Here is a 16,733-nt window from a genome sequence, read left to right on the forward strand (position 1 = left end):
TCCCCGCCAGACGAAGGATCGGCATGGCAGTCTCCCTCACCGTGGTGCTCGTGGTCGTCGTGGTCGTCACGGCCCTCGTCTTCGACTTCACCAACGGCTTCCACGACTCCGCGAACGCGATGGCCACCTCCGTCGCCACCGGGGCGTTCAAGCCCCGCACGGCCGTGCTCATCGCGGCCGTGCTCAACGTCGTGGGCGCCCTCATGTCCACGGAGGTCGCGAAGACGATCTCCAACGGCCTCTTCGACGAGCATCTCGTGACCCCGGCGATCGTGTTCGCGGGGCTTGCGGGAGCCATCCTGTGGAACCTCCTCACCTGGCTCTTCGGCATGCCGTCCTCGTCCTCCCATGCCCTGTTCGGCGGACTGATCGGGGCCGTGGTGTTCACCGCGGGCGTCCACGGCGTCAAGGTCGCAGCCGTGCTGTCGAAGATCCTGCTGCCCGCCGTCATCGCGCCGGTCGTCGCGGCGCTCGCGGCGGCCATCGCCACGTGGTTTGCCTACCGGATCTCCAACCCGAAGGACACCTACTCGCAGAACGTCTTCCGCAATGGGCAGCGAATCTCCGCGGCACTCGTCGCGCTGGCGCACGGCACCTCGGACGGCCAGAAGACGATGGGCGTCATCACGCTCGTGCTCATCGCCGCGGGCGTCCAGGCCGGCGGCACGGGACCGCAGTGGTGGGTCGTGATCGCAGCCGGGCTCGCCATCGGGCTGGGCACCTACTCGGGTGGTTGGCGCATCATGCGCACACTGGGGCGCGGAGTCACGGACATCGAGACACCCCAGGGGTTCGCCGCGGAGATGTCGTCGACGGCCGCCATCCTCGCGTCGTCCCACCTGGGCTTCGCCCTCTCGACCACCCACGTGACCACGGGCTCCGTCATCGGCTCCGGACTCGGCCGGCGCACGGCCGTGCGGTGGGCCGTGGTGGGCAAGATGGCGGTGGCGTGGCTCATCACACTGCCCGGTGCGGGCCTGGTGGGCGGCGTCGCCGCGATCGTGGTGAGCCAGGGCGGCTTCGCGGGCCTCATCGTCACCCTCGTGGCACTGACCGGCGGGGCGGGCTTCATCTTCCACCGCGCCAGCAAGACGAAGGTCGACGCGGACAACGTCAACGACCATCACAAGGTCGCGGTCATCCCCTCCTCCGCGCCCGCGAACCCCGCGAAGGCGGCAGCATGAGCATCGACTGGACCTCCCTCATCGTCGTCGCGGTCGTGACGATCGCCGCGGCGGCGCTCGTCTCCATCATCATGGCCTCCGGGGCGCGCCTGCTCGACCGCGCACACATCCGCTCGCTCGAATCCTCGGGCAGCGAGTCCTCCCGCCATCTGGCCTTCAGCGCGGACCGTGCCGGGGGCATCGTCCTGCTGGGCCTCGTGGGCCTGCTGGTCCTCTTCGGCCTGTGGCTCGTCATCCCGTTCTTCCACTGATCGACCGCTGACGGCTCCCACGCACGGGCTGCGGCACAACCCCTGGCACCCGCGGGCCTGCACGAGGCCAGACCGCGCATCGCCCCCGGACGCGCCCGGCCCACGGGCCTCCGCACCCCGTCGGTGCACCTCAGGCCCGCGGATGCGCCTGCCGGTAGGAGTCGTGCAGGCGCTTCATCGACACGTGCGTGTAGATCTGCGTGGACGCCAGGCTCGCGTGCCCCAGGTAGTCCTGCACCTGCCGGATGTCGGCGCCGTTCTCCACGAGGTGCGTCGCAGCGGAGTGCCGCAGCCCGTGCGGGGAGAGCTCGGGCGAACCGGGACGATTCGCCGTCACCCGGTGGACGACCTCGCGCACCTGGCGCACGTTGATCCTGCCACCGCGCGCGCCCAGGAAGACCGCGCTGCCGGCAGCCCCCGAGGCCGGAGCCAGGACCGGGCGCCCCTCGGCCAGCCACAGCCGCAGAGCGGTGCGGGCCGGCGTGCCGAACGGCACGCGCCGCTCCTTGTTGCCCTTGCCGAGCACGGTGAGGAGGCCCGCGGATTCGTCGATGTCTCCGAGGTCGAGGGCAACGACCTCGGAGACGCGCACTCCCGTGGCGTAGAGCACCTCGACGAGTGCGGCATCGCGCACGGCAAGCGCCCGCGCGCGGGGGTTCACGGCTTCACAGGCTGTGGAGGCCTCACCCGCGTCGGGGGCGCCGCCCGCGTCAGGAGTGCTGCCTGCGTCAGCGGTGCCGCCTGCGTCGGGGGCCACGCTCTCACTGGGATTGCTGGCGGCACCGGGGGTTCCGACCGCCATGGGCGTCTCGCCGGTGACGGGAGTACCGAACGCGCTCGGGGCCGAGGCCGAACCGGGGTCCGAGGCCGCACCGGCGGCGGTGGGCGCGGAGGCGGGGCCCGGCTCACCGTGCCCGGCCCGGGCCGTGCGCCCCGTGTCGTCGAGCACCCGGCGCGCCTGCTCCTGGTGGAGCACGGCGGGCAGCCGGGAGCCCGTGCGGGGCGAGGCCAGCCGCAGGGCCGGGTTGCGCTCGATGCGGCCCGTGCGCGCGCAGAAGCCGAAGAAGGCGCGCACGCCGGCGATGCGGCGCGCCATGGTGCCGGCACTGGCCCCCGCATCGCTGAGCTCGAGCAGCCACTGGCGCAGGTTGCCCAGCTCGACGGCGTCCAGCGGCAGGACGGCATCCGCCTCGCCCGCCCCGGACTCGCGGGCGAGGAAGCGCAGGAGCGAGCGCGCGTCCGCGACGTAGTTGCGCACGGTGTGGGCCGATGCGGCGCGGACCACGCGCAGCTCCTCCTCGAACGCACCGAGGGCGGCCCGGTACTCCGACGGCAGCGCAGCATCGGGCTGCGCGGCATCGGCGGGTGCGGGGGAAGTCGCCATGGGACAACGGTAGCGCGACCGGGTGCGCGAGTGGAGCTCCTGACACCCGCGCCCCGGGCGCAATCGGCCCTCACGGCCGTGCCTTCGTCCACCCGTGGTCACCGCGGCGGGCGAGGCCCGCGAGCTCGAGGCCGGCGACGGTGGCCATGGCGGTGCGCGGGTCGAGACCGGCGCGCACCGCGAGCGCGCTGATCTCCGCACCCCGGCGCGTCGGCAGCGCGCTGTAGACGCGCAGCTCCTCGGTGCTGAGGTCATCGGTGGCGCGCAGCGGCGCCTGCGCGTCCTCGTTCGCACGCCCGGCAGTCGGATCGATGTCGTCCACCAGCTCGGCGAGATCCTCATAGCCCGTGATGAGCACTGCGGCGCCCTCCCGGATCAGGCGGTGGCAACCGGCCGACGAGGTGCTGGTCACCGGGCCGGGCACGGCCCCCACCGGGCGGAGGAGCTCGGCCGCTCGGTTGGCCGTGTTGATGGCCCCCGACCGCCAGCCGGCCTGGACCACGACCGTGGCCGCGGCGCAGGCGGCGATGATCCGATTGCGCAGCAGGAACCTGTGGCGCATCGCGGTGCCGCCGGGCGGCGCCTCGGAGACGACGATCCAGTCCTCGGCGATGCGGGAGAGCAGCGCATCATTGCCCCGCGGGTAGAAGCGATCGACACCGCCGGCCATGAACGCCACCGTGCCCGCACCTCCGGCGCCCACTCCCCCGTCTGTCCCACCGTGGCTAGCACCGTGCGCGCCGACCAGCGCCGCGGTGTGCGCAGCGGCATCGATCCCATAGGCGCCGCCGGAGAGCACCGTGCGACCCGCGCCCACCGCATCGAACGCCAGGGACTTGGCCAGGTGGATGCCGTAGTCGTCCGCGGCGCGCGAGCCGACGAGCGCCACGGAGCCTGAGCACAGCCGGGCAAGCGAACCGGGCCCACGGGCCCAGAGGCCGAGCGGCGCATCGAGGCCCAGGTCGTCCAGGCCGCGCGGCCAGTCCGCATCACCGGGCACCAGCAGGCGCGCGCCCAGCCGCGCCATGATCCGCAGGTCCCGGGCGGCGTCGAGCTCGGCCCGGCGGGTGCGCCAGCGTTCGACTGCAAGAGCTGCGGCAGCACCCGAGGCCTCCAACCCGTGGATTCCCGCGGCGTGGAGGACCGCCTCGACGTCATCGCTGCGCGGGGCCACGATCCGGTCGCGTGCCTCAGCCGCGCCCAGCTGCGCGACCGCCGCCCCCAGGAGCCGGTCGCCGGGTTCGGCGATGCGCAGGAGGTCGGCGACCGCCTCGGTGGTCTCCTCCACCGGAACCGCGGTGCTCATGCCGCCTCCCGGGTCCGCAGCACGAGGGCTGCGAGCAGGTCGTCGCCATCGGGTGCCGAACGGTCATCGAGGTCCGCGATCGTCGCGGCGATCCGCACGATCCGGTCGTAACCGCGCATCGTGAGCGAGCCGCGCTCCAGCGCCCGGTCGAGCGGCTGGGTCTGCGCGCGGCTGAGGGCGAAGCTCTCGCGCAGCCAGGATCCCGGTGCCTGGGCATTGAGCGCCCAGGACTGCCCGGCGAATCGCTCGGCCTGCCGCTCCCGGGCCCGCGCGACGCGGCGGGCCACCGATGCGGAGTCCTCCGAGGGCTGCCCGCTGTGCAGGTCCGCCGGTGCGATCGGCAGCATGTCGAGCTGGATGTCCACCCGGTCGAGCAGCGGGCCGGAGAGCCGGCCGCGGTAGCGCCTGCGATCCATCGGCGAGCACGAGCATGCCCCCTGCGGCCCCATCGAGGCCCCGCACGGGCATGGATTGGCGGCCAGCACCAGCTGGAATCGCGCGGGCAGGGAGACCGAGCCCCACGCGCGGTGGATGTCGCAGCGCCCCGATTCGAGCGGTTGGCGCAGGGCCTCGAGCACGTCGCGGTGGAACTCAGGGGCCTCGTCCATGAACAGCACACCGCGGTGGGCGCGGGAGAACACCCCGATGGTCCCCGGCCGGGAGCCGCCCACCATGGCCGCCGCCGAGGTGCGGTGGTGCGGAGCCTCGAAGGGCGGTTGGCGCTCGGGTTCGGCGGCCGCGGCATCGAGGGTGCCGTCGATCGAGCGCAGGGCGAGCGCCTCGACCGCCTCGACGTCGCTCAGCCTGGGCAGCAGGCTGGGCAGGCACCCGGCGAGCAGCGTCTTGCCCGCCCCGGGCGAGCCGATCATGAGCAGGTGGTGCCCGCCCGCCGCGGCGACCTCGAGCGCTCGGCGGGCATCGCCGTGGCCGCGGACCTCGCGCAGATCACCCGTCGCGGGCCGCGAAGCCGCAGCGCTGGGCGGTGAGGACACCGGCGGCAGGGCCGGGACTGCCACCTGCCCACCCAACGCGTTGAGTGCCTCGGCGAGGTTGCCCGCACCCAGCACCTTAAGGCCCGGGACCAGGCGCGCCTCCGCGCTGTTGGCGGCCGGCACCGCACAGCCGCCAAAACCCGCCCGCACGGCCGCGAGCGCACACGGCATAACCCCGCGCACGGGGTGCAGCCGCCCGTCCAGGCCCAGCTCGCCCACGAACACGAGGCCCGCGCCGGCACCGGTGGGCAGGTGGCCCGCGGCTGCGAGGATCGCGGTCGCGATCCCCAGGTCGAACGCGGTGCCCACCTTCTTCACGCTGCCCGGTGAGAGGTTCACCGTGATCCGCTGCGCGGGCAGCGTGATGCCCAGATTCGAGATCGCGGCGCGGATGCGCTTGCGCGATTCGCTCACGGAGGTGTCCGGCAGCCCCACGATGTCGATGCCGGGCAGCCCGGAGTTCACGCTCGCCTCGATCTGCACGGGCGTGCCGGCCAGCCCCCAGAGCGCGATGGCGGCCGTGCGGCCCACGTGCGCGCTCACTGCGCATCCCTCACGTGCGTGACGTGGGGATCGCCCCGGTTCCACAGGATGCCCAGCACGTCCACGCGGAAGTCCGGGTACCACTGCGGCTGCGCGGTCAGCCAGCGCACCGCCAGCTCGCGCAGGGTGCGCAGCTTGCGGTAGCCGATCGCCTCGAGCGGGTGGCCCGCCCGCAGGCTGCCGCGCGTCTTGACCTCGACGAAGACGATCGTCGCACCGTCCCGGGCGACGATGTCGATCTCGCCTGCCCGGCACCGCCAGTTGCGCGCGAGGACGTCCCAGCCCTGCGCCGTGAGGTAGCGGTGGGCGAAGTCCTCGCCCCGTCTGCCCAGTGTCTGCGTGCCCATGGCCGCAGTGAAGCCCACCGGGGCACGGGCGGGCGGGGCGCGGTCAGTCGCTGTGGACGGCGGGGTCTGTGAGCAGCCGCTGTGACCGGCGGGCGGGGCGCCGGTGACCGGCGGCGCCCGGACGTGCGCCCTGCCGAACCGCCGCGCCTAGCGGATGCTGCGGACCGGGTCGAAGTCGGACTTCGCGATCTCCTCGATGTTGACGTCCTTGAACGTCAGCACGTGGACCTGCTTGACGAAGCGGGCCGAGCGCCACGTGTCCCACACCCAGGCGTCGGCCAGGGTGAGCTCGAAGTAGATCTCCCCGTCGTCGTGGTGGGCCTTGAGGTCCACGGAGTTGGCGAGGTAGAAGCGCCGCTCGGTTTCCACCACGTAGGTGAAGAGGCCGACGACGTCGCGGTACTCGCGGTACAGCTGGAGTTCGAGATCGGCTTCGTAGTCCTCAAGGTCCTCGGCGCTCATGGCGCCATCCTACGTCGCACCCGGCTTCGCCCCGCACCCCGCCGGACCGGTCCGCCTCACACGAGCCGGAAGCTGCGCCGGTGCCACGGCGTGGGCCCCAGGGAAGCGACCGCGGCCTTGTGCACAGGGCTCGGGTAGCCGGCGTTCGACTCCCACCCGTAACCCGGGAAGCGGGCGGCGAGGCCGGCCATGAGCTCATCGCGGGCGACCTTGGCGATGACGCTGGCCGCGGCGATCGTGACGAGCCACCCATCGCCCTTGACGAAGGTGCGCACGGGCGGTACCCCCACCTCGGCCGCGGCGGAATCGAAGACGGCGTGGGCGTCGAGCGTGAGCGGGCGGCCGAGCCAGTCGAAGCTGCCGTCGAGCAGCACGAGGTCCGCCGGGGGCAGCGCCGCCAGGCAGCGGCGCCCGGCCAGGCACAGCGCCAGGCTCAGGCCCAGCGCATCGATCTCCGCGGGCTGGGCATAGGCCACGGCGCTGTGCGGCTGCCAGGCGCGCACGGCCCGGTCCGCGGCGAGCCGGGCGGCCGGCCGCAGCTGCTTGGAATCGCGGATGCCCGCGGGCACCGGTTCTGCGAGCAGCCGCGCCAGATCGAAGCGGACGGCTCCCACGCCCACGGGCCCGGCGGTGCACCCGCGTCCCACCTCGTCCATCCCGATGACCGAGGCGACGCCGGAGGCGGCCAGCTCCGCCTCGAGGCCGAGGTCGGAGAGCCCCTCCGGGGCGGCGGCGCGCGCCCGCGGCCGGGCTGCGGGCTGCGTCACGGGCTGGGGACGCCCGCGTACACGCTCGAGGGATTCGAGACCCACGACAGGCGGCTGAGCGGCCAGTTGATGGCGAAGACGGTGCCCACGACGTTGTCCGCGGGCACGTACGAACCGCCCTCGGTGTCCTTGTTGAACCGCGAGTCCAGCGAGTTCCCGCGGTTGTCGCCCATCACCCAGTAGTGGTCGGGGGGCACGGTGACCTTGAACTCGACCTCCGAGGGGGCGGTGCCGGGCGCCAGGTACGTCTCGTCGATGCTGTGCCCGTTGACCTGCAGCCGGCCCTGGGCATCGCAGCACTGCACGGTGTCCCCGCCCTCGCCGATCACGCGCTTGACGAGCTGGTGTCCCGCATCGGAGGGCACGAGGCCCACGAATTCGAGGAGCGGATTGGGCTTGTACTTGTCGACCTCCGACTGCTGCAGCCAGCCACCGGGATCGTCGAAGACGACCACATCGCCGCGGTGCGCGGTGGTCCAGGGCAGCTGGTTGACAAGGATCCGGTCGCCGATGAGCAGCGTCTGCTCCATGGAGGCCGACGGAATGACGAACGAGCGCATCACCCACGTCTTGACGGCGGTGGAGATGAGCAGCGCGATGATGACGATGAGGGCGACCTCGCGCAGGCCCCGCCAGAATCGACGGCCGCCGGAGGCCGAGGCGGCCGCGCCGCCTGCCGCCTGCGCTCCGGGCTCTGCCTGGGAATCGGCATCCGCACCGGGGCCGTCAGCGTTCATCATCACCCGTGCAGTCTAGCCGCTGCCTCTCCGGCCCAGCGTGCCCGCTCATCGGCCGCCGCCGCGCTGTACCGACTCCCCGGGGCCGACCGAGGCGCCATGGCCCACCACGGTCCCCAGCACCCGTGAGGTCGGGATCATGCCCCCGCCGGGACGGCCCAGCAGCGCGCGGGAATCGGTGGAATCGGCGCGGTTGTCGCCCATGAGCCACAGCCGCCCGGCGGGCACCTCGACGTCGAACCGGGTGGCCGAGGCGGGCTCGCCCGGTGCCGCGTACGGCTCGTCCAGCGGGGCGCCGTTGCGCGTGAGCCGGTGCTGGGCATCGCAGCAGGCGATCCTGTCGCCGCCCACCCCGATGACGCGCTTGACGTAGTAGACGTCCTTGCGGCCCAGCCCGAACCAGGCCGCGGCCTGCTGGCCGGCGCTGGGCGGCGGGGAGTCGACGAAGGAGCCCCGGCCGTCGAAGACGACGACGTCCCCCGGGTCGATGCGCGCGGCGAGCGCATCGGGGCGCCAGGCGTAGACGGCGGAGCCCACTGCGAGCGTGGGCTCCATGGACGCCGAGGGGATGGAGAAGGACTGGATCACCAGCGCGCGGATGCCGGCGGCGGCCAGGACGGCGAAAATGACGACGATGGCGCCGGCGCGCAGCCAGCGGCGGGCGCGGCGACCCGGCCGCAGACGCGCCGAAGGGCGCATCCCGCGCGGGGATGCGCCCTTCGGGGGCTGCGGTTCGGACAGCTCAGCGCTTCTCTTTGATGCGCGCTGCCTTGCCGCGCAGGCTGCGCAGGTAGTACAGCTTCGCGCGGCGGACATCGCCGCGGGTGAGGACCTCGATCTTCTCGATGATCGGCGAGTGCACCGGGAAGGTGCGCTCGACGCCCACACCGAAGCTGATCTTGCGGACCGTGAACGTCTCGCGGACGCCGTGGCCCTGGCGGCGGATGACGACGCCCTTGAACACCTGGATGCGCTCGCGGTTGCCCTCGACCACGCGGACGTGGACGTTAAGGGTGTCACCGGGGCGGAAATCCGGGACGTCGGTCTTCATCGACTTCTGGTCGACGACATCAAGCTTCTGCATATCTCACTCCCGCTGCAGCGCCTCGGATCGGCACAGCGCAGGTCATTCCGGCCGGTGGCCGGGGTGGCGGTTCGTCTGCCGGGGCGCAAGCGCCCCTGTGGCTGCGGCTCGGTGAGCCGCCGCGGCGCGGGCGGCCGGTGTCGACCGGTCGGCAGGGCCGCAGGCCCTCCGCCCTCCGAGGCAGGCGGGAACCAGCAAACGCAAGGCCCGAGTTTAGTCGATTGCGCCCGGCGCTGCCAGTCGCCCGGCGGCCTCCGGAGCCGAGGTCTCGGCGAGTGCGGCCAGCACCGCGCGGTCCGCGGCGCTGAGCTCCGGCTCGAGGGCCGCGAGGAGGTCGGGGCGCACGCGCGCGGTGCGCTCGAGGCGGCGGTCGCGGCGCCAGCGCGCGATCGCGCCGTGATTGCCGGAGAGGAGGACCTCCGGGACCTCGCGGCCCCGCCACTGCGCGGGCTTCGTGTACACGGGGTATTCGAGCAGCCCGTCCTCGTAGCTCTCCTCGGCCAGGGATTCCGGATTGCCGATGATGCCCGGGATGAGGCGGGCGATCGCCTCGATCATGACCATGGCCGCGACCTCGCCGCCGTTGAGGACGTAGTCGCCGATCGAGACCATGCGCACCTCGGCGCGCGCACTCGCTTCCTCGACGACGCGCTGGTCGATGCCCTCGTAGCGCCCGCAGGCGAAGAGCAGCCGGCTGCGCTGGGCGAGCTCTGCGGCCTGGGCCTGGGTGAAGGGGACCCCGGCGGGCGAGGGCACGAGGACGACCGGGCGGTCCCCGGCAGTCTCACCGGTGGCCGCACCACCGGCGGCGCCGGCGGCACCGCCGTCGGCGGAGTCCGTGGTCCCGGCGGACTCCGCGCCGTGCGCATCCAGCAGCGCGTCGAGCGCCTCCCCCCACGGCTCAGGGCGCATGACCATGCCCGCACCGCCGCCGTAGGGGGTGTCGTCGACGGTGCGGTGCCGATCGTGCGTCCAGTCGCGCAGGTCGTGCACCCGCAGGTCGAGGGCGCCATCGGCGATCGCCCGGCCGATGAGGGAGAGGCGCAAGGGGGCGAGGTACTCGGGGAAGATCGAGACGACGTCGATGCGCATCAGCCCTCCAGCAGCCCGTCCGGCGGATCGATCTCCACGCGGCGGGCCTCGAGGTCGACGACCGGCACGAGCGCCTCGACGAACGGGACGAGCACCTCGCGGCCGTCTGGCAGGCGCAGGTGGAGCAGGTCCTGGGCGGCGCCGGTGGTGACGTCGGCGATTTCGCCTACGACCTCGCCCGCACGGATCGCCTGCGCGCCCACGAGGTCCTCGATCAGCCAGGCGTCCTCGGCCTCATCGGCTTCGGCGTCGACGCCGATGAGGGTGTTGCGGACCTCCTCGGCACGGTTGCGGTCCGGGATCTCGTCGAAGGTCAGCAGCAGCCGGTCGCGGTGCCAGCGGGCGCGCGCGAGCGTGAGCTCTCCGATGTCCGGTTCGGTGGAGAACACCGCGCCGGGCACGAAGCGCTCGTCGGGATCGTCGGTGCGCACCTCGACGGTGACCTCGCCGCGGATTCCGTGCGGCTTGCCCAGGCGGGCGACAACGTGGCTCATGGGGCAAGCCTAGCGGTCCGGTGCCGAACGCATCCCCGCAAGTCAGGGGGTTGCGCATATGCTTCGAGAAGCGGACGACGAACCGCAAGGCCTCGAGAAGGGACACCCACGTGCACACCACTTTCCCCCCGCGGGCGCCGCGCGCCGGTGCCCTGCGCCGCTGCTCTGCCGTGGCCATCGCAACGGCCTCGGCTCTGGCGCTGAGCGCCTGCAGCATGATCCCGATCCCCGGTGGCAACCCGGGCGCGGGAGCCACCCAGAGCGCTGCGGCGCAGTGGGGTGAGTGGTTCGACCTCCCCGGGATCACGACGGTCGTCGTGGCGAAGCCGGGGCTCGCGGTCATCGCCAACGCGGAGAAGAAGACCGCGGCGGTCTACAACGCCCGCGGCGAGAAGCAGTGGGACCTCCCCGCCCCGCGGTTCGTGCACGACAGCGCACCGCTGGTCCAGGCCGACGCGGATACCGTCTACGTCCAGCGCGCGGACTCCTCCATCGCAGCACTCGGCTGGGCCGACGGCAAGGAGAAGTGGGTGTTTCGCACGAGGGACGCGGACCGGTGCGTTCCCGCGGACCACCTGTCGCTTGTCGGCGCCGCCCGGCGCTCTCCCATGCTCGAGGGCTCCGAACCGCTCGTGCTCTCGCGCGAGCCGCAGCTGCGCCCCGGCTACGACGAGACCACGGGGCGGGCCAGCGACGGTGGGAGCGTCGATCTGCCCGCGGGGTGCGAGGGGGAATCCGCGGCGAGCAGCCCGGACCTCGCCACCGTCATCGGCATCGACCGCGGCACGGGGAAGGAGACGTGGCGGTCGAAGGAGAGCGCTGGCACCGATCTGGGCGAGGCGGTGCCGGTGCCCGGCGGCACGTCCCTGGCGCGCGTCGTCTACCACCACGGCTACCCGGCCCTGCAGCGGACCGCGCTCGACAGCGGCAAGACGGAGACCGCCGAGCTCACGGGCCTCAACGGGTACGGATTCGAGCCCGGCGGCCATGTCCAGGTCATCCCCGAGGGCGGCAGCCGCTTCTACGCACAGGACGCCAGCGCCGACTCCGATCCCGTGGGCGGTGGGCTCGAAACCACGGAGGTGACCGTCAAGACGTGGGCTGCGCAGGGGTCCAGCTCCGCGGGTTCGGTCACAATCGACCCGATCCCGGAGTCGCCGGGCTGCGAGTACAGCGTGCACACGAGCGAGCAGGGCTACGTGTACTGCCTCCTCGGACCTGACCTCCCCGGCTCTGGGACGACGGCCGTCTGGGGCAAGCTCCTGGCAGGACCCGACCAGCAGGTGGGCGAGAACAAGGGCGAGCCGTGGAAGCACGAACTCTCGTCCGCCGCCGGGGAGGACGCCTCGGCCGAGGACAGCGGCGGCGGGGACGACGGCGGCGGGGACGACGGCGGGCCCTCCTCATTCGGCAATCCCGTCATCCCGCGCGACGGCGCCGCTGCGCTCGTCGCGGTGCCGGCCGGCGGCGGGCTGCAGGCCCTCGACCTCACGACGGGCAAGTCCGTCTGGAGCGCCGATCGCAGTGCGCTCGCGACGGCCGCGCCGAGTTCCGACGCCGAGTCCAGCACCGAGGCGGCCCTGACACCGCGCTACGTGCCCGGGGTCGACGAGGTGCAGATCGCACTGGGCAGCAGCGTGATCGGCCTCGATGCGAAGACCGGCAGGGTGAAGTGGAGTGAGGCGATGAAGGGCGGGGCGATCGGCATGGTCACCGGGTACGGCGGCTTCATCGACGTCAAGGTCGATGACGCCGGCACCGGGGCTTCGTCCTCGCGTGTGCGAGCGGTGGTCGCGCAGTGAGGGCGGTGGCTGTCCGCCGCACTGCCGTAGCGGTGAGCGCCGCGGCCGCCATCGCTCTTGCCGGCTGTTCGCTCCTGCCGGGCGCCCCTCCCGGGGACCACGGCAGCCCCGGGGCGAAGCCCCACTGGGGCGAGTGGATCGACCTGCCCTTCGCCTCCTCGATCGTCACCGCCAAGGACGGTCTCGTCGTGCTGAAGAACGACGAGACCCAGCGGCTCGCGGTCTACGACGCCTCCGGCGGCAAGAAGTGGGACCTGCCCAAGGTCAAGATGGTGGGAACCTACGAGCCCGTCGTCGTGGCGGACGCCGACCGCATCTATGCGCAGCTGCCCAACGGCAGCGTCACCGCCCTGGACTGGGAGAGCGGCAACCGGGCCTGGACCTTCGACGCCGCGAGCATCGACCGCTGTGCGCCGGCCGACCACTTCACGCTCGTGAGCGCCTCGCGCACCCACCCCCTGCTCAGCGGCGACAATCCCCTCGTCCTCTCCTACGGCTCCGAGGACGCCAACGGGGAGGAGCTCTCCGCGCCGCCGAGCGCGTGCACGGACCGCTCCAACTCCTCGCTGCCGGACATCACGACGCTCGTGGGCATCGACCGCGCGTCCGGCAAGCGGGCATGGGCCGCCAAGGACGGCTCCATCAATGTCATCGACACGGCGGTGGCCACCGCGGACGGGACCGGCGTGGCCCGCATCGTCTCCCACCGCGGCTACCCCGGGCTGAGCGTCACCGAGGCGGCGACCGGGCACACGAGCGACGCCCCGCTCGTGAGCGGCGGGCAGGATTCGCTGACCGCGCGCGGCTACACCCCGGGCGAGAGGGTCCACCTGCGCGCGCTCGGCGCCCGCGACTACGTCCTCGACTACAGCGCGGACGGAGCCGAACAGACCACGCTCATGGTCCACGTCGATGAGTGGAACCCCGCGAATGCAGGAAAATCCGGGAAGACGGGCGCGGTCACGATGACGTCGACGGGCGCCCAGCCCCCGTGCCCGGCGACCACCGCGGTGAGCGCCCAGGGCTACATCTACTGCATCGCACTGCCGCAGGGCCGCGGCCGCAATGTCTACCGCGGCGCCCTGCTCGCAGCAGCGGACGCCGCACTCCCGGTGACGCTGCCGGACCCCTGGGAGCATCCCGCTCCCGTCCCCGAGGAGGGCGACTACGCCGATGCCGGGGACGGCGCCGCGACCTCGTTCGGCGATCCGCTCATCCCCCGCGAGGGGAAGTCGCCCCTCGTGGCGCTCCTGGGCAAGGAGGCCGCCGTCGAGGCCGTCGATGCCGCGACCGGTGAGACGGCATGGCAGCTGAAGAAGGCCGACCTCACGGCCGCCCTCGGGCGCGCCGGCGGCGGCGCGAGCGCCTCGGCAGCCGGCGCCGACGGAGACGCCGACGGCGCGGACGATCCCGCACCGGCCATGCGCTACGTGCCCGGTGTCGACGAACTCCAGATCGCCACGCTGGGCACCGTCATCGGCCTGAGCGCCCAGACCGGCGAAGTCGCGTGGACGGAGCAGGCGACCGGGTCCGCCACCGCGGGCGCGTCCGGCGCGCCGCAGCGCGCGAGCATCGGGATGGTCACCGGCGCCGGCGACTTCCTCGACCTCAAGATCGACGCGGCGGAGAAGAGCACCTCGCGACTGCGCGCCGTCCAGCACGGCTGACCCGCACGCGGGCCCGCGCGCGCAAGCCCGCCCGCGCCCGCGCGCAAGACCGCCCCGCGCACGCGAAAGGGGGCCGGATCCAGCTGGATCCGGCCCCCTTTCTGCGGCTTGCCGCTCAGACCTCGATGAGGTCCACGCGCACGTTCTCGCCACCGGCCACGGCGCCGATGACGGTGCGCAGGGCCTTCGCGGTGCGCCCGGCCCGGCCGATCACGCGGCCCAGGTCCTCCGGGTGCACGCGGACCTCGAGGGTGCGCCCGCGGTTGGAGTTGCGGTCGCGCACGTCGACGTCGTCGGGGTAGTCGACGATGCCGCGCACGAGGTGGGCAAGCGCATTGGCGAGCACGCTCAGGCCTCGGCCTTCTCCGCGTCGGCCTCGGCGAGCTTCTCGTCGGCGATGTCCTCGGCCTGCTCTGCGGCCTCCTGGACCTCGTCATCGGCGGTGTTGTCCGGAACGACAACCTCCTTGATGACCGACTTGGCGGCGGGCGCCTCGTACTCGGACTTCGCGGGCTGGCCCTTGACCTTGTTCTCCGCGTCGCCCTCACCCGTGAACTTCTGCCAGTCACCGGTGAGCTTGAGCAGCGTGCGGACCTGGTCCGAGGGCTGTGCGCCCACGGAGAGCCAGTACTGCGCGCGCTCCGAGTCGATCTCGATGACCGACGGGTTCGCGAGCGGCTGGTACTTGCCGATCTCCTCGATGACGCGGCCATCGCGGCGGGTGCGCGAATCGGCGACGACAACGCGGTAGAACGGGGCGTGCACCTTGCCGATGCGGGTGAGGCGAATCTTGACTGCCACTGTAGTGGTGTCTCCTTTTGAAACTAGTGTTCGATGCCCACCTGCGTCTGTGGGGACGGAAGCGTCCGGTGCGCATCGTGCCAACTGGACTGCGCAGCGGGTTGAGAGGGTCCCGCGGACAGCCGAGTACAAACGATCATTGTGCCAGAGAGCGTCAGCGCCCGCCACTCGAGCCCATGCCGCCGAAGCCCTTCGGCAGCTTGGACAGGTCGAACTCGCCCTCGTCCAGGTCGATTCCGCCGAACGCGGCCCCCTGCTTGCTGGGCGCCTTGCCCTCGCGGCGCAGCTGGGCCTGCTTGGCCTCCTCCGCCCGCTTGGCGGGGTTTCCCGACTTGCCCGCGGCCTTCTTCTTGCCCGCGGGCTTCTTCTTCCCGCGTGCGGGGCGCCCGGCGCCGCCGGGCATCTGGGGCATCTGCGGCATGCCGGGCATCCCGCCGCCGCCGCTGCGCATCTGGCGCATCATCTTCTGGGCCTGAGAGAAGCGCTCCATGAGCTGGTTGACCGCGGTGACCGTGGTGCCGGCGCCCTTGGCGATGCGGGCGCGCCGCGAGCCGTTGAGCAGCTTGGGGTTCGCCCGCTCCTGCGGGGTCATGGACCGCACGATCGCCTCGATGCGGTCGACCTCGCGCTCGTCGAAGTTGTCGAGCTGCTCCCGGTACTGGCTCATGCCCGGGATCATGCCCATCATCTTCTTGAGCGAGCCCATCTTCTTGATCGCGGCCATCTGCGACAGGAAGTCGTTGAGGTCGAAGTCCTCGCCGGCCTCGACCTTCTTCTGGAGCTTCTCCGCCTCCTTCTTGTCGAAGGTGCGCTCGGCCTGCTCGATGAGCGTGAGGATGTCGCCCATGTCGAGGATGCGGTCGGCCATGCGGTCGGGGTGGAACTGCTCGAAGTCCGTCATGCCCTCGCCGGTGGAGGCGAACATGATGGGCTTGCCTGTCACCTCGGCCACGGACAGCGCCGCGCCGCCGCGCGAGTCGCCGTCGAGCTTGGAGAGCACGACGCCGGTGAAGTCGACGCCCTGCTGGAAGGCCTCCGCGGTGGCCACAGCGTCCTGGCCGATCATCGCGTCGATGACGAAGAGGACCTCGTCCGGGTCCACGGCCGCGCGGATGTCCGCGGCCTGGCGCATGAGCTCCTCGTCGATGCCCAGGCGCCCGGCGGTGTCGACGATGACGACGTCGTAGAGCTTGGACTTCGCCACCTCCATCGAGTCCTTCGCCACCTGCACGGGATCGCCCACGCCGTTGCCGGGCTCAGGGGCGTAGACGTAGGCACCGGCGCGCGAGCCGACGACCTCGAGCTGGTTGACCGCGTTGGGCCGCTGCAGGTCCGCCGCGACGAGCATGGGGCGGTGGCCGTCGGCCTTGAGCCAGTGGGCGAGCTTGCCGGCCAGCGTCGTCTTGCCGGCGCCCTGCAGGCCCGCGAGCATGATGACCGTGGGCGGGCGCTTGGCGAAGTGCACGCGGCGGGTCTCGCCGCCCAGGATCCCGATGAGCTCGTCGTTGACGATCTTGACGACCTGCTGGCCCGGGTTGAGGGCTTGGGCGACCTCGGCGGAGAGCGCGCGCTCGCGCACGCGGCCGGTGAAGGCGCGCACGACGGGCAGCGCGACGTCGGCGTCGAGCAGCGCGCGGCGGATCTCGCGGATGGTGGCGTCGACGTCGGCCTCGGAGAGCCTGCCCTTGCCGCGCAGGTTCTTGAAGGTCGTCGTCAGCCGATCGGAGAGGGAGTTGAACACGTGGCAGCTTTCGCTCAAGGGGCGGCGGGCACCGCCCAGGATACCAAGCCCGCGTGTGCGCCCGCCGGGTGCGCTCGGG

At 72.6% G+C, this 16,733-nt stretch carries 18 protein-coding genes; 4 read left to right on the forward strand and 14 right to left on the reverse strand.

The window, feature by feature from the left end; genetic code table 11:
• The first annotated feature begins 23 nt into the window (after positions 1-23).
• Entirely contained in the window at positions 24-1,184 is a 1,161-nt protein-coding gene (locus BRM1_RS05360; RefSeq protein ID WP_268529037.1) for an inorganic phosphate transporter, read from the forward strand.
• Positions 1,181-1,435, forward strand: a complete 255-nt coding sequence (locus tag BRM1_RS05365) for a hypothetical protein (protein ID WP_268529040.1) — start codon at positions 1,181-1,183, stop codon at positions 1,433-1,435. Before BRM1_RS05360 ends, BRM1_RS05365 begins: the two co-directional genes overlap by 4 nt.
• 130 nt (positions 1,436-1,565) lie before the next feature.
• On the opposite strand, the gene BRM1_RS13960 is transcribed toward BRM1_RS05365, so the two are convergent.
• The 11 genes from BRM1_RS13960 to rimM all read right to left on the reverse strand — a co-directional run bounded on the left by BRM1_RS13960 (position 1,566) and on the right by rimM (position 10,643).
• Positions 1,566-2,819: a tyrosine recombinase XerC gene (locus BRM1_RS13960; RefSeq protein WP_326958221.1), complete on the reverse strand. Its 1,254-nt coding sequence runs from the start codon at positions 2,817-2,819 to the stop codon at positions 1,566-1,568.
• Positions 2,820-2,889: 70 nt separating this feature from the next.
• Entirely contained in the window at positions 2,890-4,125 is a 1,236-nt protein-coding gene (locus BRM1_RS05380; protein WP_268529043.1) for a DNA-processing protein DprA, read from the reverse strand.
• Entirely contained in the window at positions 4,122-5,660 is a 1,539-nt protein-coding gene (locus tag BRM1_RS05385) for a YifB family Mg chelatase-like AAA ATPase (protein ID WP_268529046.1), read from the reverse strand. Before BRM1_RS05385 ends, BRM1_RS05380 begins: the two co-directional genes overlap by 4 nt.
• On the reverse strand, positions 5,657-6,007 hold the full coding sequence (locus tag BRM1_RS05390) for a YraN family protein (protein ID WP_160953513.1): 351 nt from the start codon (positions 6,005-6,007) through the stop codon (positions 5,657-5,659). Before BRM1_RS05390 ends, BRM1_RS05385 begins: the two co-directional genes overlap by 4 nt.
• A gap of 147 nt (positions 6,008-6,154) precedes the next feature.
• A complete protein-coding gene (locus BRM1_RS05395) occupies positions 6,155-6,469 on the reverse strand; it encodes a DUF2469 domain-containing protein (protein ID WP_160953512.1) in 315 nt (104 codons plus the stop codon).
• A gap of 56 nt (positions 6,470-6,525) precedes the next feature.
• Positions 6,526-7,236: a ribonuclease HII gene (locus BRM1_RS05400; RefSeq protein ID WP_268529049.1), complete on the reverse strand. Its 711-nt coding sequence runs from the start codon at positions 7,234-7,236 to the stop codon at positions 6,526-6,528.
• Positions 7,233-7,976: a signal peptidase I gene (gene lepB / locus BRM1_RS05405; RefSeq protein WP_235936429.1), complete on the reverse strand. Its 744-nt coding sequence runs from the start codon at positions 7,974-7,976 to the stop codon at positions 7,233-7,235. The genes BRM1_RS05400 and lepB (BRM1_RS05405) overlap by 4 nt, the downstream gene beginning before the upstream one ends.
• Before the next feature lie 45 nt (positions 7,977-8,021).
• Positions 8,022-8,672, reverse strand: a complete 651-nt coding sequence (lepB, locus tag BRM1_RS05410) for a signal peptidase I (RefSeq protein ID WP_160953511.1) — start codon at positions 8,670-8,672, stop codon at positions 8,022-8,024.
• Positions 8,673-8,715: 43 nt separating this feature from the next.
• Positions 8,716-9,057 (reverse strand): 50S ribosomal protein L19, encoded by a 342-nt coding sequence (gene rplS, locus BRM1_RS05415; protein WP_160953510.1) that lies wholly within the window; start codon positions 9,055-9,057, stop codon positions 8,716-8,718.
• 213 nt (positions 9,058-9,270) lie between these two features.
• Positions 9,271-10,149, reverse strand: coding sequence for a tRNA (guanosine(37)-N1)-methyltransferase TrmD (gene trmD / locus BRM1_RS05420; RefSeq protein ID WP_268529051.1), 879 nt, complete (start codon positions 10,147-10,149; stop codon positions 9,271-9,273).
• Entirely contained in the window at positions 10,149-10,643 is a 495-nt protein-coding gene (rimM, locus tag BRM1_RS05425; RefSeq protein WP_160953508.1) for a ribosome maturation factor RimM, read from the reverse strand. The genes trmD and rimM overlap by 1 nt, the downstream gene beginning before the upstream one ends.
• Positions 10,644-10,813: 170 nt before the next feature.
• On the opposite strand from rimM, the gene BRM1_RS05430 reads away from it, so the two are divergent.
• Both BRM1_RS05430 and BRM1_RS05435 read left to right on the forward strand, forming a co-directional pair.
• Positions 10,814-12,445 carry an outer membrane protein assembly factor BamB family protein gene (locus tag BRM1_RS05430; RefSeq protein ID WP_268529056.1) on the forward strand — a complete coding sequence of 544 codons (1,632 nt, stop codon included), beginning with the start codon at positions 10,814-10,816 and terminating at the stop codon, positions 12,443-12,445.
• A 5-nt stretch (positions 12,446-12,450) separates the two neighbouring features.
• Entirely contained in the window at positions 12,451-14,112 is a 1,662-nt protein-coding gene (locus BRM1_RS05435; RefSeq protein ID WP_268529058.1) for an outer membrane protein assembly factor BamB family protein, read from the forward strand.
• Between the two features lie 115 nt (positions 14,113-14,227).
• On the opposite strand, the gene BRM1_RS05440 is transcribed toward BRM1_RS05435, so the two are convergent.
• From BRM1_RS05440 to ffh, 3 genes are all read right to left on the reverse strand, one after another.
• Positions 14,228-14,458, reverse strand: coding sequence for an RNA-binding protein (locus BRM1_RS05440; RefSeq protein WP_160953505.1), 231 nt, complete (start codon positions 14,456-14,458; stop codon positions 14,228-14,230).
• 2 nt (positions 14,459-14,460) lie between these two features.
• A complete protein-coding gene (gene rpsP / locus BRM1_RS05445; protein ID WP_268529059.1) occupies positions 14,461-14,913 on the reverse strand; it encodes a 30S ribosomal protein S16 in 453 nt (150 codons plus the stop codon).
• A gap of 154 nt (positions 14,914-15,067) precedes the next feature.
• Entirely contained in the window at positions 15,068-16,654 is a 1,587-nt protein-coding gene (gene ffh / locus BRM1_RS05450) for a signal recognition particle protein (protein WP_160953503.1), read from the reverse strand.
• Between the last annotated feature and the right edge of the window lie 79 nt (positions 16,655-16,733).

Source organism: Brevibacterium sp. BRM-1 (genome assembly GCF_026802075.1).
Classification (GTDB): Bacteria; Actinomycetota; Actinomycetes; order Actinomycetales; family Brevibacteriaceae; genus Brevibacterium; species Brevibacterium rongguiense.